General features: G+C 68.2%; 14 protein-coding genes and 1 pseudogene. 7 read left to right on the forward strand and 8 right to left on the reverse strand.

Annotated features, from left to right (window positions below):
- Nucleotides 1-126 precede the first annotated feature (126 nt).
- Together KPB06_RS00770 and KPB06_RS00775 are read right to left on the reverse strand one after the other, a co-directional pair.
- Complete coding sequence (locus KPB06_RS00770) at nt 127-1485, reverse strand: flagellar hook-length control protein FliK (protein ID WP_104013329.1); 1359 nt, start codon at nt 1483-1485, stop codon at nt 127-129.
- A gap of 200 nt (nt 1486-1685) precedes the next feature.
- A pseudogene (locus tag KPB06_RS00775) lies at nt 1686-1808 on the reverse strand (IS3 family transposase); the annotation flags it as partial.
- A gap of 317 nt (nt 1809-2125) precedes the next feature.
- On the opposite strand from KPB06_RS00775, the gene KPB06_RS00780 reads away from it, so the two are divergent.
- A complete protein-coding gene (locus tag KPB06_RS00780) occupies nt 2126-2704 on the forward strand; it encodes a YbhB/YbcL family Raf kinase inhibitor-like protein (protein WP_275905266.1) in 579 nt (192 codons plus the stop codon).
- A 139-nt stretch (nt 2705-2843) separates the two neighbouring features.
- On the opposite strand, the gene KPB06_RS00785 is transcribed toward KPB06_RS00780, so the two are convergent.
- Nucleotides 2844-3542 (reverse strand): MgtC/SapB family protein, encoded by a 699-nt coding sequence (locus KPB06_RS00785; protein ID WP_060011227.1) that lies wholly within the window; start codon nt 3540-3542, stop codon nt 2844-2846.
- A gap of 117 nt (nt 3543-3659) precedes the next feature.
- Here KPB06_RS00785 and KPB06_RS00790 point away from each other — a divergent pair, with 117 nt between their 5' ends.
- Entirely contained in the window at nt 3660-4769 is a 1110-nt protein-coding gene (locus tag KPB06_RS00790; RefSeq protein ID WP_275905267.1) for an AGE family epimerase/isomerase, read from the forward strand.
- Here KPB06_RS00790 and KPB06_RS00795 read toward each other — a convergent pair.
- A complete protein-coding gene (locus tag KPB06_RS00795) occupies nt 4742-6361 on the reverse strand; it encodes a methyl-accepting chemotaxis protein (RefSeq protein WP_275905268.1) in 1620 nt (539 codons plus the stop codon). The two genes, KPB06_RS00790 and KPB06_RS00795, sit on opposite strands and share 28 nt — an antisense overlap.
- A 281-nt stretch (nt 6362-6642) precedes the next feature.
- Here KPB06_RS00795 and KPB06_RS00800 point away from each other — a divergent pair, with 281 nt between their 5' ends.
- A complete protein-coding gene (locus KPB06_RS00800; RefSeq protein WP_006480333.1) occupies nt 6643-7086 on the forward strand; it encodes a PaaI family thioesterase in 444 nt (147 codons plus the stop codon).
- Between the two features lie 40 nt (nt 7087-7126).
- Here the strand turns inward: KPB06_RS00800 and KPB06_RS00805 are convergent, their stop codons facing one another.
- From KPB06_RS00805 to KPB06_RS00820, 4 genes are all read right to left on the reverse strand, one after another.
- Nucleotides 7127-7345 (reverse strand): type II toxin-antitoxin system RelE family toxin, encoded by a 219-nt coding sequence (locus tag KPB06_RS00805; RefSeq protein ID WP_081075346.1) that lies wholly within the window; start codon nt 7343-7345, stop codon nt 7127-7129.
- A 48-nt stretch (nt 7346-7393) separates the two neighbouring features.
- On the reverse strand, nt 7394-7642 hold the full coding sequence (locus tag KPB06_RS00810) for a type II toxin-antitoxin system Phd/YefM family antitoxin (protein ID WP_060011222.1): 249 nt from the start codon (nt 7640-7642) through the stop codon (nt 7394-7396).
- A gap of 129 nt (nt 7643-7771) precedes the next feature.
- Nucleotides 7772-8824 (reverse strand): CaiB/BaiF CoA transferase family protein, encoded by a 1053-nt coding sequence (locus KPB06_RS00815; protein WP_060011221.1) that lies wholly within the window; start codon nt 8822-8824, stop codon nt 7772-7774.
- Nucleotides 8825-8949: 125 nt separating this feature from the next.
- Entirely contained in the window at nt 8950-9714 is a 765-nt protein-coding gene (locus KPB06_RS00820; RefSeq protein ID WP_059581813.1) for an IclR family transcriptional regulator, read from the reverse strand.
- Between the two features lie 134 nt (nt 9715-9848).
- On the opposite strand from KPB06_RS00820, the gene KPB06_RS00825 reads away from it, so the two are divergent.
- The 4 genes from KPB06_RS00825 to KPB06_RS00840 all read left to right on the forward strand — a co-directional run bounded on the left by KPB06_RS00825 (nt 9849) and on the right by KPB06_RS00840 (nt 13859).
- Nucleotides 9849-10631, forward strand: coding sequence for a crotonase/enoyl-CoA hydratase family protein (locus tag KPB06_RS00825; protein ID WP_059581810.1), 783 nt, complete (start codon nt 9849-9851; stop codon nt 10629-10631).
- Nucleotides 10632-10711: 80 nt separating this feature from the next.
- On the forward strand, nt 10712-11932 hold the full coding sequence (locus tag KPB06_RS00830) for a CaiB/BaiF CoA transferase family protein (protein WP_060011219.1): 1221 nt from the start codon (nt 10712-10714) through the stop codon (nt 11930-11932).
- The gene (locus KPB06_RS00835) at nt 11929-12726 is read left to right on the forward strand and encodes an enoyl-CoA hydratase/isomerase family protein (RefSeq protein WP_081075345.1); all 798 of its coding nucleotides are present in this window, start codon (nt 11929-11931) and stop codon (nt 12724-12726) included. The genes KPB06_RS00830 and KPB06_RS00835 overlap by 4 nt, the downstream gene beginning before the upstream one ends.
- 80 nt (nt 12727-12806) lie before the next feature.
- On the forward strand, nt 12807-13859 hold the full coding sequence (locus KPB06_RS00840) for a porin (protein ID WP_060011296.1): 1053 nt from the start codon (nt 12807-12809) through the stop codon (nt 13857-13859).
- The last annotated feature ends 7 nt before the right edge of the window (nt 13860-13866 follow it).

The following is a 13866-nucleotide window of genomic DNA, read 5'->3' on the forward strand; positions in this document are numbered from 1 at the left end:
TTCTAAGGGTTTTCCCTGAACTCTGCCAGTGAGCTGCATCGGTTTGCCGCACGCGCGCGACAGCCGAGCGTCGGTGCGGAACGGCGACCCTTGCTCCGTTGGGCTTCCAGGATAGGGTCGAAACGATTAGCGCGCGCGACGGCCCCGCTTCGCGACGGCCGCCTCGCGGTTTGCGTTGCGCTGAAGCCGGTCGACTTGCGACAGGAGCGCTTCGTGATGCTCCTCGAGCGTCATCAGCGTGGCTTGCTGCGTCGACAGATCTGCTGCGAGGCGATCGATCCGCTGCTGCTTGGTGACCACGTCCTGCTTCAGGTGCGCGATCTGCCGCGTTTGCAACACCAGCGCGACGAGCCCCGCCAGCACGACGACGGCCAGCGCGAGCAACAGGCGGTTGACCCGGCGCATCTCGCGGTCGGCCGAGCGCGTCAGGCCGTCCACGTCCGACTGCAGCGCGGCGAGCCGGTCGGTCAGCGGGCGCAGGTGCGTGTCCGGATCGAAGGCCGGCGCGGCCGGTTGTTCACGCTCCGACGATGGCTTGGTCACGAACGATGCGGCGGAGGCCACCGGCTGCGTGACCGGCGGCGACGAAGCGTCCGGCTGCGCGGCTATGTCGCGGGGCTTCGGAGCATGCGCGGCGATGGCCGGTTCGGGCGGTCGTGCCGGTTGTGCCGGTGTCTGCGGCTCGACCGGCGCGGCGGCGAGCGGCAGCAGGTTCGATTCAAGCGCTTCCGGCTTCGAGCCGACGCTCGTTGCAACCGCTACGGTTTGCGTTGCCGCCGCTTCGTTGGCCCCGGTAGCCGCTCGGCGCTTGCCGCCCGACGACGCGCGGCGTTCCTTCGCGGCATCACCGGAAGATTTCCCTTCGCGGGATTTGACGACTGCCGCCTCGACCGCAGGCTTCGCGACTTCGCCGTCTGTCGCCTGCGATTCCGCCGCCTGCGCCGCCTCGCCATCCGCGGCTTGCAGTGTCGTCTCCGCCTTCGCGGCGCCATCGATCACCGGCACATCGACCTGCGTGACGACGCGATCGCCGGCAAGCAAATCCACTGCCTCCGTTGCACGATCCTCTGCAGATGTACCGTTGACGTTCGCGGCCAAACCGCCTTCAGGCGTCGAAACAACCGCGTTCGCCACATCGGGCGCCGCCGCACTTTCCGCTTCCCCGAGCCCCGCGGCAGCCGCATCCGCTGGCGGGCTGAATCCATCCAGCGTGGCCTGTCGCCCGTCGTCGGCGCCGGCCGACTCATCGGCTTCCACGATCGCTTCATCGCGCACCGCAACCGGCATGCGCTCGCCGGGCTCGAGCACCGGATCGCCGAACAGGTCGAGCGTCCGTTCGTCGCGCGGCGCGTCGCCGGCCGCTGCGCTGCCGGATCGCGCCGTCGCCCCGGCGGACGTGCTGCCTGCGGCAGCGGCCGAGCGCGGGCGGGAACGGGCCGACGAACGGGCGGAACGGGAGCGAGGCGTGGAAACGGATTCGGTCACGTCTGCCAGATTATCGTCCAGGGACATCCAGTGAAATCCTATTGTTCTTCAACAAATCAATAACTTGCGTCTTCAACCCATCCAATTTGCTCTGACTCCATCCAGCCTGTCCAGTCATCCCCGATGGGCTACGCGATGGGCCAAAAACCGATGCTAACCGACAAACAAGCCAAAGCGCTCAAACCAAGCGGCAAACCCGTCTTGCGTATCGCCCAGTCCACCACCGCCGTCAGATACGCGAAACCGCGCGCCATTGGAATGTAAGTCGTGTCGAGTACCCACGCCTGGTCGGCCCGCTTGATCTTCATGCCTTGTAGCAAGTACGCATTGACGATTGTCGGAGAACCGCCGCGAGTTCACATGACCCGCGGCGGTTTTTTGTAAACGATCGCTTGTCCGTGCAGTGGCCATTCGTTCGAAGGCGCGAGCACGCTCATTCAGCGCCAACCGCTGCCGCGCTCGTCTATGCGGGCGCTCGACCTTGCCGGCACGAGCGACGATCGAATCGACCGGAAATCCCGCCAACGACGTTGCAGCCAAGGCAACACCGTGGTTCGCGAATGCGCCTTCCGGCGCGAATCGCCACAAGATACCGTGGATACCGTTGTACTGAACTCTCACCCTTCAACGGAGCAACGTCATGCGACCGAGGATTTTTTTGTCCGCGATGCTATTCACCTCAACGGCATTGGCGTTCATCCCGGCGACAGCCAGCGCGGAGCCGTTCACGATCACGGTCGATGGCCTCCATCGCGGGCACTTTACGAACGAACACGTGTACGGAGGTTTCGGCTGTCACGGTCAGAACGTTTCGCCGCGCATTTCGTGGGCTCACGTTCCGCGCGGCACGAAGAGCATCGTCGTGACGATCTTCGACCCCGATGCGCCGACCGGGGGGCTTGGCTGGACCCACTGGGAGATCGTCAATATTCCACCTTCGGAGTCGTCGATCGAAAAAGGCGCTTCCGGCAATCCGAAGCTCATGCCGAGCGGCGCTGTCGAGACATTGACGGATTTTGGCGAATCCAGATACGGTGGGCCCTGCCCGCCTCAGGGTGCATCGCATCGATATGTCGTGACGGCGTCCGCCCTGAACGTGGAAAAAATCGACGTGGCGCCGGCGGCAAGTCCCGCAGTCGTCGCTTATCAGATGCACGGGAAAATCATCGCTCAGGCAAAGTACGTCGCCCGATATCATCGCGCCTCCACTACCGATTGACGGTTGCGATTACGCCAACGACATTCCACCACGTTGAGGTTGCCGCCGCACCCGACGGCACCACGTAACACCATGCGGCATCAACCAACGCCCCGGACCGACGACTCCCTCCGCCCAGCGCATTCGTGCCGATAGGCCGCTATTCGTCACTCGACAACCCATTCCCGCCGTCGAACCGCGTGACGCCCGGCAGTGCGCGCAGCTTGTCGCAGATCGCCTTGTATTCGCCTTCCGACACCCGCGCGAGCGCGATGCGCACCTCGTCCTGCTCGCCCGTGTCGTCGACACGCTGCACGATGAACTGCTTCACGCGCGCACTGTCGGGGCCGAGCGCCGCGTGCAGCGAATCGAACGTCAGCGTGCCGCTCGCCACCGTCAACGCGAGCTGGCGCCGCTGCCGCACCGTGAAATAACGCCGTTCCAGCGGCTTGATGCCGGCCAGGATGATCAAAATGATGATCGTCGCCGAAATCGCCGCGACATAGAGCCCGCCGCCCACGGCGAGCCCGATCGCGGCGACCGACCACAGGCTCGCGGCCGTCGTCAGCCCGCGTACGATCTCGCCGCGCAGCAGGATCGAGCCCGCGCCGAGGAAGCCGATGCCCGACACGACCTGCGCGGCGATCCGCGACGGATCGAGCACGACGTGGTCGCTGGTGCCGAGCACGTCGGCGAAACCGAACGCCGACACGATCATGATCAGCGTCGAGCCGACACACACCAGCATGTGCGTGCGCAGGCCGGCGGCCCACGACAGGCGCTCGCGCTCGAAGCCGATGACGCTGCCGAGCGCCGCCGCGAGAACGAGCCGCATCACGAGTTCCAGGTTGCTGAGCATTCGATTTATCTCCTTTTTTTGGTGCCGGCCGCGCGGAATGTTTTATCCTTGGCCCCGGCCGCGCCGATTCTCCGGGCCGCGCCGACACGTTTCGATCCAAGCGCTCAAAACCCCGCCATGTCCGTTTCCGACTCCGCTTCCGCCCAGGCCGCCCAGCTGCGCCACCATTTCGCGCACGTCGTCTTGCCGATCTGGCGAGGTTCAGGGTTCGACTCGGCATTGCAACTGCCGTTCGAGGCCGTCGATCCGGCCACCCACGCGCCGCTACCCGTGACCCGTTATCGCGCAATGGCGTGCGCGAGGCAACTGTTCGTGTTCGCGCAAGCCGGCGATACCGCACACGCGGCCACGCTGTTCGACGCGCTGTGCCGGCACTTTCGCGACCCGCGCCACGGCGGCTGGATCTACAGCGTCGATGCGCACGGCGCGCCGCTCGATACGACCAAGGACCTCTATACGCACGCATTCATCGTATTTGCGTGCGCCGCGTGGCATGCGGCGTCGGGCGACGCCGCCGCGCGTACGGTCGCAGAAGAAACGGCCGCACTGATCCAGGACCGCTTCGCGCCGCGCCACGGCGACGCGTTGCTCGATGCCGCACGGCACGCCGATTTCTCGTCATCCGGCAGCGGCGCGCTGCAGAATCCGCTGATGCACCTGACCGAAGCGTGGCTTGCGGCCGCCGATGCGTTCGGCGACACCGCGTTCGACGATGCGCTCGCGCGCACCGCGCAGGCCGTCGAGCGCACGTTCGTCGATCCGGCAACGGGCTGCGTGGCCGAGCTGCCGCTCGGGGCGGCCGACAACCGTTTCGAGCCCGGCCATCAGTTCGAGTGGTTCTATCTGGTCGATGCGGCCGGTGCGCGGCTCGCGCAGACCGGGCTCCCCGCCGCGCTGTCGCGCGCGTTCGCGTTCGCCGAGCAACACGGCGTCGATCCGCAGACGGGCGGCGTGTGTGCGGCGCTCGACGCGCAAGGCGCGTGCATCGACGGCACGCAGCGGATCTGGGCGCAGACCGAATACCTGCGCGCGCTCGCGACGCACGGCGGCACGCCGGCCTCCGCGCCGCTCGCACGTCAGATCGAGCGGTTCGCCGCGCGCTTCCTGCATCCGCGCGGCTGGTTCGAGTGCGAGACGGCCGACGGGCAGGTATCGCGCGCCGACATGCCGTCGACGACGCCCTACCACCTCGCGACCGCCTACGCGGCGCTGCCGGCCGGTTCGTAACCTGCCGCGGCAAGCGACGGCGCCGCGCGATCGCCGCGTGCGGCGCGTCCGTCGCCCAGTTCGAACACCGACACCGCCTGCATCAGGTGCGCGGTCTGGTCGTTCAGCGACGCGGCCGCCGCCGCGACTTGCTCGACCAGCGCCGCGTTCTGCTGCGTGAGCTGATCCATCTGCGTGACGGCCTGATTCACCTGCTCGATCCCGACGCTCTGCTCGACCGACGCCGCCGTGATCTCCGACATCGTCTGCACGACCCGCGTGATCGACGCCGACACCGTGCGCATCGCGTCACCGGCGCGCTCGACGAGCTCCGCGCCGCCATTGATCTGCGCGACCGAATCCTCGATCAGCGCCTTGATCTCCTTCGCCGATTGCGCGCTGCGCTGCGCGAGCGAGCGCACTTCGCCCGCGACCACCGCGAAGCCGCGCCCCTGTTCGCCGGCCCGCGCGGCCTCGACCGCCGCGTTCAGCGCGAGGATGTTGGTCTGGAACGCGATGCCGTCGATCACCGAGATGATCTCCGCGATCCGCCCCGAGCTCTGCGCGATGCCGCGCATCCGGTCGATCACGCTGTCGACCACGCCGCCGCCGTGGCTCGTCGCTTCGAGCGCCGCGTCGGCCAGCGCGCTCGCCGCACGCGCGCTGTCGGTGTTCTGCCGGACGGTCGCGGTCAATTCCTCCATGCTCGCGGCGGTTTCCTCGAGCGACGCGGCCTGCGTGCCCGTGCGCGCCGACAGGTCGGCGTTGCCCCCGGCGATCTCGCCCGCGCCGAGGTGGATCGCGTCGGACGCGTGGCGCACCGTGCGCACGGTGCCCGCGATGCTCGTCTGCATCGTGGCGAGGCCGCGCAGCATTCGGTCGATCTCGAACACGCCGCCCGCCTGCACGGCTTCGTCGAGACGGCCCTGCGCGATCCGCTCGAAATGGCGGCCGGCCTGCTCCAGCGGCGCGACGACCGCGCGCCGCGCGGCCGCGTAGATCGCCGCGCTCGCCGCGAGCATCGCCACCAGCAGCACGATGCCGACCGACTTGAACCACAGCATGCCGCCGTCAATGGTATCGAGCGCCGCGCGGCTCGACGTGCCGCCATAGTCGGTGAAGCGATGCAGCTCGGCGATGTACGCGTCCTGGAAGCCCTGGGTCGGCTGGTCGAGGAACGCCTGGATGTTGTCGGCGTCGAGGAACTGCACGAGTTCGCCCAGCGCGCCGCGCAGCGCGCGATAACGCTCGGTGAGCGCCGCGACGCGTGTACGGTTGGTGTCGTCGACCGGCTGCGCGGCCGTCAGCACCGCGAACGCCTTGTCCGCTTCCGCGAGCGACGCGCCTGCATGGCGGATGATGTCTTCGGGCTTCGGCCCGCCGCGCACCATCCGCGTGCCGGCGCGCGACAGGTTGATGCGCGCGTCGAGCAGCTGCTCGGTCGCGCGGCTGGCCGCGTCGACCTGCGCGATCGCGACGTTCGACAGATCGTCGACGCCGCTGCGCGTCGACGCGAGCGTCCAGAAACCGAGCGCTTCGATCGCGAACAGGAAGAGACAGAACACGGTCAACACGCCGAGCAGACCCGACGCGAGCTTGATTTTTCCGAACATGGGGGGATTCCTGGAAAGCGGACGATGAGGCAATGCCCCGGCATTAGCGGCATTTCTTCGTCGGACTTTAGGCGGAACGGCCGGAAACGCGGGCCAATCGCGCGCTTCGCTCGCGCATTCGCGTCGAATCGCCCGCAAACGCGGAGATCTTCGGTATTCGACGCAATAATCGCGTCGCATCGCACCGGGATTTGCACGAAATGCGGACGAATTTCCTTGCTTATCCGGAACCCCCTTCCTAGAGTTCAGCGCAAGCGGGCACTCATTTCGAAGGAAATTCGATGACCGACATCACGGACCACGCGCGCGGCGCATTGCGCGCGCAGCCGTTCAGCATGCTGCTGGGCACGGAGCTGATGCATATCGGCGACAACGAAGTGTCGCTGTGTCTGCCGGTGCGCGAGGAATTGCGGCAGCAGCACGGTTTCGTGCACGGCGGCGTGATCAGCTATCTCGCGGACAACGCGCTGACCTTCGCCGGCGCGCTCGTGCTCGGCCCGCGCGTGATCACCGCCGAATACAAGATCAACTATCTGCGGCCGGCCGTGAACGGCACGCTCGTCGCCCGCGCGAAGCTCGTCTACGCGGGCCGGCACCAGGCGACCTGCCAGTGCCACGTGTTCGTCATCGACGGCGATCACGAGCGGCTCGTCGCGATCGCGCAAGGCACGATCAATCGGGTCGGCGACGGCAAGATGCCGGATGCGCCGGTGGAAACGGCGTGAGTTGCCGAGTGCGGGCATGGATGCCGCGACGCGTGTCGCGCTAGCGTTTCATCGCAGCGAGATAAACCGCATCACGCTCTCGGCGGCCCACCGCGACCACAAGGACGATCACTTCCGCGTCGCGCACTTCGTAGACGAGGCGATAGCCGACACCACGCAGTTTGATCTTGTAGCGATCCGGGTGGCCGTGCAATTTGGCTGACGGGATGCGAGGATGGTCGAGCCGCTCGGGCTGGCTCGCTTTGAACTGATCACGCACGGTGCGATCGAGCTTCTCCCCTTCAATGCAGGTTCGAGAAAGGCGAGATCAAAGGTCATTCAGCTTGATCTTGACGACCTTCTCCTTGGTGCGCGAATCGGCCAACGCATTGTCTTCGATGTCTCCCGGGCGTTCGACCATCGCCTCCCACGTCTTCGCCGGAATGCAGTAGAACGCGGGTTCGTTGTGATTCAGGATCGCGACCGGAAAACCTTCGCCTGCGGCAACGGTTCCCATCGGATTCCGCTTCAGCTCCGAGACGCTAGCCGTCACGCTTGCCAGAATGGTGTGAGGCATACCCGCTCTTTCTCCAATCGAGCGTCGATTGTACTTAATTTGATACGAAATTTGGCACAAAAATTTGGCTCTCTGATGCGCTCGACACCCGGCCGTCGACGAACGGAAGCAGCCTCCTGAAAGACAGCCCTAGTCGGTTTCATCCCCCGCCAACGGCAAAAACCGCGGCGCCACCCTCGCCCGCACGTTCCCGCGCTCATCCGTCCGATAGATCCCGCGCGCCGCGTTGTGCGGATGCACGGCCGCGTCGGCCACGCTCAGCACCGGCGCGAAACACGCGTCGGTGCCTTCGAGCAGCGCGCGCCAGTGCGCGGACGGCCGCTGCGCGAACACGTCCGCGAAACGCGCCTTCAGCGCGGGCCAGCGCGCCCGGTCGTACTGCGACGCGGGATCGACGTCGGTCAGCCCGAGCCGTTCGACCAGCAGCGCATAGAACGGCGGCTCGAGCGCGCCGATCGTCACGCATTCGCCGTCCGCGCAGCGATACACGTCGTAGAACGGCGCGTCGTGGAACAGGCTCGGCGGCGCGCCGTCGAGCTGCCCGTTCGCGCGTGCCCACAGCGCGAGCGAACCAAGCATCGACACGATGTCGACGATCGCGCCGTCGACCACGCGGCCCGGCCCGCCGCCGCGCACGTCGAGCAATGCGCAGACGATCCCGAAAGCAAGCCCGAGCGCGCCGCCCGCATCGCCGACGACGGTGGGCGGCACGCCCGGCCGGCCGTCACGCGGTGCGGACAGCGACAGCAGCCCGGTCAGCGCGACGTAGTTCAGGTCGTGCCCGGCCGCGGCCGCGAGCGGTCCATCCTGGCCCCAGCCGGTCATGCGCCCGTAGACCAACGTCGGATTGCGGCGCGCGCAAACGTCGGGCCCGAGGCCGAGCCGCTCCATCACGCCGGGCCGCAAGCCCTCGATCAGCGCATCGGCCTGCGCGATCAGGTCGAGCGCGGCGTCACGCCCGGCCGGCGCCTTCAGGTCGAGTTCGACGATCGTCTTGCCTTCGCGCAGCAGGTCGCCGTCGCGGGCCCGCAGCGCGTCCGGCGCGCTCGTGCGGCCGGACGGACGCGCGACAAGCGTGATGCGCGCGCCCATGCCGGCGAGCATCCAGCCTGCGAGCGGGCCGGGGCCGAGACCTTCGAATTCGACGATGTGGATGCCGGAAAGCGGTGCGTGCAATGACATGGCGACCTCGCTGAAATGCAGTCGGGACAGGGGCGGCGGGATTTTCCGATTCTATGCGAATGCCTGCGCGCGTCGGCATCGCGCGGCTAGAGCCTGTTCACGCCAATAACGGGCTTGCGCTCGCCCTAGCGGACCCCGTCGCCCGCACGCTCGGCGAGCGCCGCCCGCATCGCGCGCACGATCGCGTCCCGATGCGGGTCGATCCGCTCGACCGGCCCGGCCACGCCCATCGCCAGCGGCAGCCCGTTCCAGCCATCCGCGATCACCATCGAGATCATCGCGGCGCCCTGCGTCACGGTGTGCGCCGAATACGAATAGCCGAGCCGGCGGGTCTGTTCGACCTTGTCGAGCACGACGTCCTCGTCGATCGTCCTGCCCGACTTCCCGATCCGGCGGATGCTGCGCGACACGAGCCGGCGGATCGTGCTGTCCGGCTGGATGCTCAGCAGCGCCCAGCCGAGGCCCGACATGCAGATCTCGCGACGCGTGCCGATCGGCGCGTAGAACTGCACCGGAATCGCGTGCGAACCCTCGACCGCGTCGATGTACTGCACGTACAGGTCGCTCTGCACCGCGATCACGACTGCCTCGTGCGTGCGCGCCGCCAGCCGCTTCGCGACCGCATGCCAGTGCCGCCGGCTGCCGGCCGCCGAATCGACCAGCGCTTCGCCGAGATTGACGAGCCGCGCGGTGGGCGCATACGCATGGGTTGCATCGTCGTAGGCGAGGTAGCCGAGCGTCTTCATGCTGGTCAGCAGCGCCGCCGCGCTCGACCCCGGATACCCGCAGCGCGTCGCGATCTCGCGCACGCTCAGCGGCCGCTGCAAGGTGCTGAAGAGTTCCAGCACCTCGAACACGCGCGCCGCGCTCTTGACCACGTTTCCGCTCATCCCGCCCTCTCCACAGCGACCGGCACGGGCCTTCCACGTATGTGGAACGGAATTTCCCGCCGCCGACCGTCGTGACGATACTAGGCTTCGGCCCGCGGCGTGAAGTCCCGCGGCACAGAACACACGGAGACACCATGGCAGCCTTTTTGATCCGTGAACGGCAGGGCGCGATTCTGACCGTCACGATGAACCGTCCCGACACCCGCAACGCCATTTCGGATAACGATGCAATCGACGCGCTGACCGAATGCTGCGACGAAGCGAACCGCGACGAATCGATCCGCGTGCTGATCCTGACCGGCGCCGGCACGACGTTCTCGTCGGGCGGCAACGTGAAGGCGATGCGCGCGTTCGTCGAAGCGGGCCCGCACGACCCTGCCGCGATCCGGACCAGCTATCGCCGCGGCATCCAGCGGCTCGCGCACGCGTTCCAGCACCTCGAAGTACCGGCCATCGCGGCGGTCAACGGCCCGGCCATCGGTGCCGGCACCGATCTCGCGTGCATGTGCGACATCCGCATCGCCGCTGAACGCGCGCGCTTCGCGGAGAGCTTCATCGCGCTAGGTCTCGTGCCCGGCGACGGCGGCGCGTGGTTCCTGCCACGGATCGTCGGCGCCGCGGTCGCCGCCGAAATGTCGTTCACCGGCGATGCGCTGGACGCGCAGGCCGCGCTGCGCTGCGGGCTCGTGTCGCGCGTCGTGCCCGAGGGCGACCTCCTCGCGCATGCGCACGAACTGGCCGGCCGCATCGCGCGTCACTCGGGCACCGCGCTGCGTCTGACCAAGCGGCTGCTGCGCGAAGGCCGCCACGCGAGCCTCGACACGCTGCTCGACCTGTCGGCGTCGTACCAGGCGTTCGCGCATGCCAGCCCCGAACATCGCGCGGCCGTCACCGCGCTGTTCGCCGCGCGCGGCTGAACCCGCGACGCATCGCGGCCGTGCAGCCGGCGCATGCCGGCCTGCCGGCCCGTCGAATCCACATCGAAGGAGACATCGTCATGACCAGCAGCAACGAAGGCGCGCTCGCAGGCGTGCGCGTGGTGGATCTGAGCCGCGTCTATGCGGGGCCGTTCTGCGCGCAGACGCTCGCCGACCACGGCGCGGACGTCATCAAGATCGAACCGCCGCAGGGCGACGAGACGCGCGACTGGGGGCCCGTGATGCCGAACGGCATCTCCAGCTACTACTGGGGGCTCAACCGCAACAAGCGCAATCTCGCGCTCGACCTGTCGCATCCCGACGGACGCGACGTGCTGTTCCGCGTGCTCGAAACGGCCGACGTGCTGATCGACAACTTCAAGCAGGGGACGCTCGAACGCTGGGGCATCGGCTACGAAGACTGCCTGCGCGCGCGCTTCCCGCGCCTCGTCCACTGCTCGATTTCCGGGTACGGCACCGACGGCCCGCTCGCGCGGTTTCCGGGCTACGACGCCGTCGCGCAAGGCCTCGCCGGCTTCATGTCGATCAACGGCGAGCCGGGCGGCATGCCGCTCAAGGTGCCGTTTCCCGTCGTCGATTACGCGGCCGGCCTGAGCGCCGTCTCCACCATCCTGATCGCGCTCGTCGAGCGGACGCGCTCCGGCCTCGGGCAGCACGTCGACATCGACCTGTTCAGCACCGCGCTGTCGATGCTGCATCCGGTCAGCACGAGCTGGATGGCGACCGGCGACGTGCCCGTCGCGACCGGCAACGTGTACGGCGCGATCGCGCCGTACGGCGTCTATCCGTGCAAGGACAAGCCGGTCGCGACCGGCGCCGGCAACAACCGCACGTTCGCGCGGCTCGTCGACGCGCTCGGCGTGCCCGAGCTGGCGCGCGATCCGCGCTTCGCGACCAATGCGCAGCGCGTCGCGCATCGCGAGGCGCTCGACACGCTGCTCGGCCAGCTGACCGCCGAACTGCAGGCCGACGACGTCGTCGAACGGCTGATGCAAGCCGGCGTCGCGACGGGGCCGGTGAACACCGTGGCCGATGCGTTCGGCCATCCGCAGGCGACGCGCAACGCGATGTTCGTCGACACCGATACGTACACCGGCGCGGGCATCCCCGCCAAGCTGTCCCGCACGCCGGGATCGATACGCCGGCCGCCCCGGCCGTTCGCCGCCGATACCGACGCCGTGCTCGACGCATTCGGGATCGACGCGGCGCGCCGCGACGCGTTGCGGCAAGCGGGCGTGCTGCACGACACGCGGGCGGACGCCGCCGGGAGCGCGTCATGATCGCCCCGCCCGTTTCTTCGCCGACGGGCGACGATGCCCCGTCGATCCTGCGCGACGACGCCGACGGCATCGCGTGGCTGACGATCCATCGTCCGCACGTCGCCAACGCGCTGTCCGCCGAAGCGATCCGCCGCCTGTGCGACGAACTCGTCACGCTCGACGACAACCCGTCGATTCGCGTCATCGTGATCCGCGGCGCGGGCGAACGCGCGTTCAGCGCCGGCGTCGATCTCGGCGACCCCGAAATTCGCGGGATGCAGCCGATGCGCGGGCTCGCGCGCAACGTGCACGAGCTGATCCTGGAGCTGCGCAAGCCGACCATCGCGGCCATCAACGGCCACGCCATCGGCGGCGGCTGCGAAATCGCCCTCGCGTGCGACCTGCGCATCGCCGCCGATCACGCGACCTTCGCGCTGCCCGAAGCACGGGTCGGCATGGGCGCGAACTTCGCGAGCGTGCTGCTGCCGCGCATGTTGCCGCACGCGATCGCGATGGAGTTGCTGTTCACGGGCCGCCGCTTCGACGCGGACGAAGCGCGGCACGTCGGCCTGCTGAACCGCGTCGTGCCCGGCGCCGCGCTCGACGACAGCGTGCGCGAACTCGCGCGGACGATCGCCGCGAACGCGCCGCTCACGATCCGCCGCATCAAGGAAACCGCGACGCGCAGCCAGGGGCTGCCGGTAGCCGCCGCACTGCGGCTGGACGTCGGCCCCGACGTCTATGCGAGCGAGGACCGGATCGAGGGCGCCCGCGCGTTTCTCGAGAAGCGCAAGCCGGTGTTCAAGGGACGCTGAGCCCGGCGCCGCACCGCGACACCCCGCGCGCACCGCTCCCAGAACGCGGGCGCGAATAAAACATGGACGGAGACACCTTCATGCAACGGAAAGCATTCCTGGTCGGCGCGTGCGTGCTGTGCGCCACGCCAGCGCACGCGTCGTCGGTCACGCTCTATGGGATCGTCGACAGCTACGTCGAATTCGATCGCATCGGCAGCCTGTCGAGCATGCGGCAAAGCGGCGGCGGATCGTCGACGAGCCGCTTCGGACTGACGGGCGTCGAGGATCTCGGCGGCGGCACGTCGACGAAATTCGTGCTGGAAAGCGGCTTCTCGCCGGCCGACGGATCGTTCCAGGGCGGCACGCTGTTCTACCGGCAGGCGTACGTGTCGCTGCAGAACACGCGCTACGGCGACCTGCGGCTCGGCCGGCAATACACGCCCGCGTTCTACGTCGTGTACGACGGCGATCCGTTCGGACTCAACGAACGGATGTCGCCGCTCGCGCTGCTCGCGACGTCGACGGACACGATCACTAGCAACACGACACCGCCGATTCCGCGCTTCAACCAGGCGGCGTCGTATCTGAGCCCCGACTGGAACGGCCTGCGTGTGATGGCCACGTACGGCTTTCCGACGCCGAACGCACTGTCGACGCAGGCCGGACGCAACTACGGCGCCGGGCTGCAGTACCGGATCGGCGGCCTCTACGTCGGCGCCGGCTTCCAGGGCGATACGTCGGCCGGCAACCTCGCGCCGGCCGTCGCCCCGTCGACGACCCGCCACTACGTGTTCGCGACCAACTACGCGTTCGCGCGGGTCAAGCTGTACGCCGCGTTCCTGTACGGCGTCGGCACGGCGGCGCGCCTGCCCGCGTTCTCGACCGCGAGCGTCGGCGCGTCGATCAACGTCGGCGCGCTCGATCGCGTGCTCGTGTCGGTGGTGCGCCGCGACGTGAAGGGCTCGGCGAACGACGCGACCGCGCTCGGCGTCGGCTACGACCATCCTCTGTCGAAGCGGACCTCGCTCTACGCACGCTATCTCTACATGAAGAACGGCGGCGACGCCCGCAATACCGTCGTCGCCGGCCTGCAACCGCAACCAGGCGGCACCGAGCAGGTGTTCGCGCTCGGCATCGTTCACCGCTTCTGACGGAGTG

Source organism: Burkholderia semiarida, from assembly GCF_029268935.1.
GTDB classification, from domain to species: domain Bacteria; phylum Pseudomonadota; class Gammaproteobacteria; order Burkholderiales; family Burkholderiaceae; genus Burkholderia; species Burkholderia semiarida.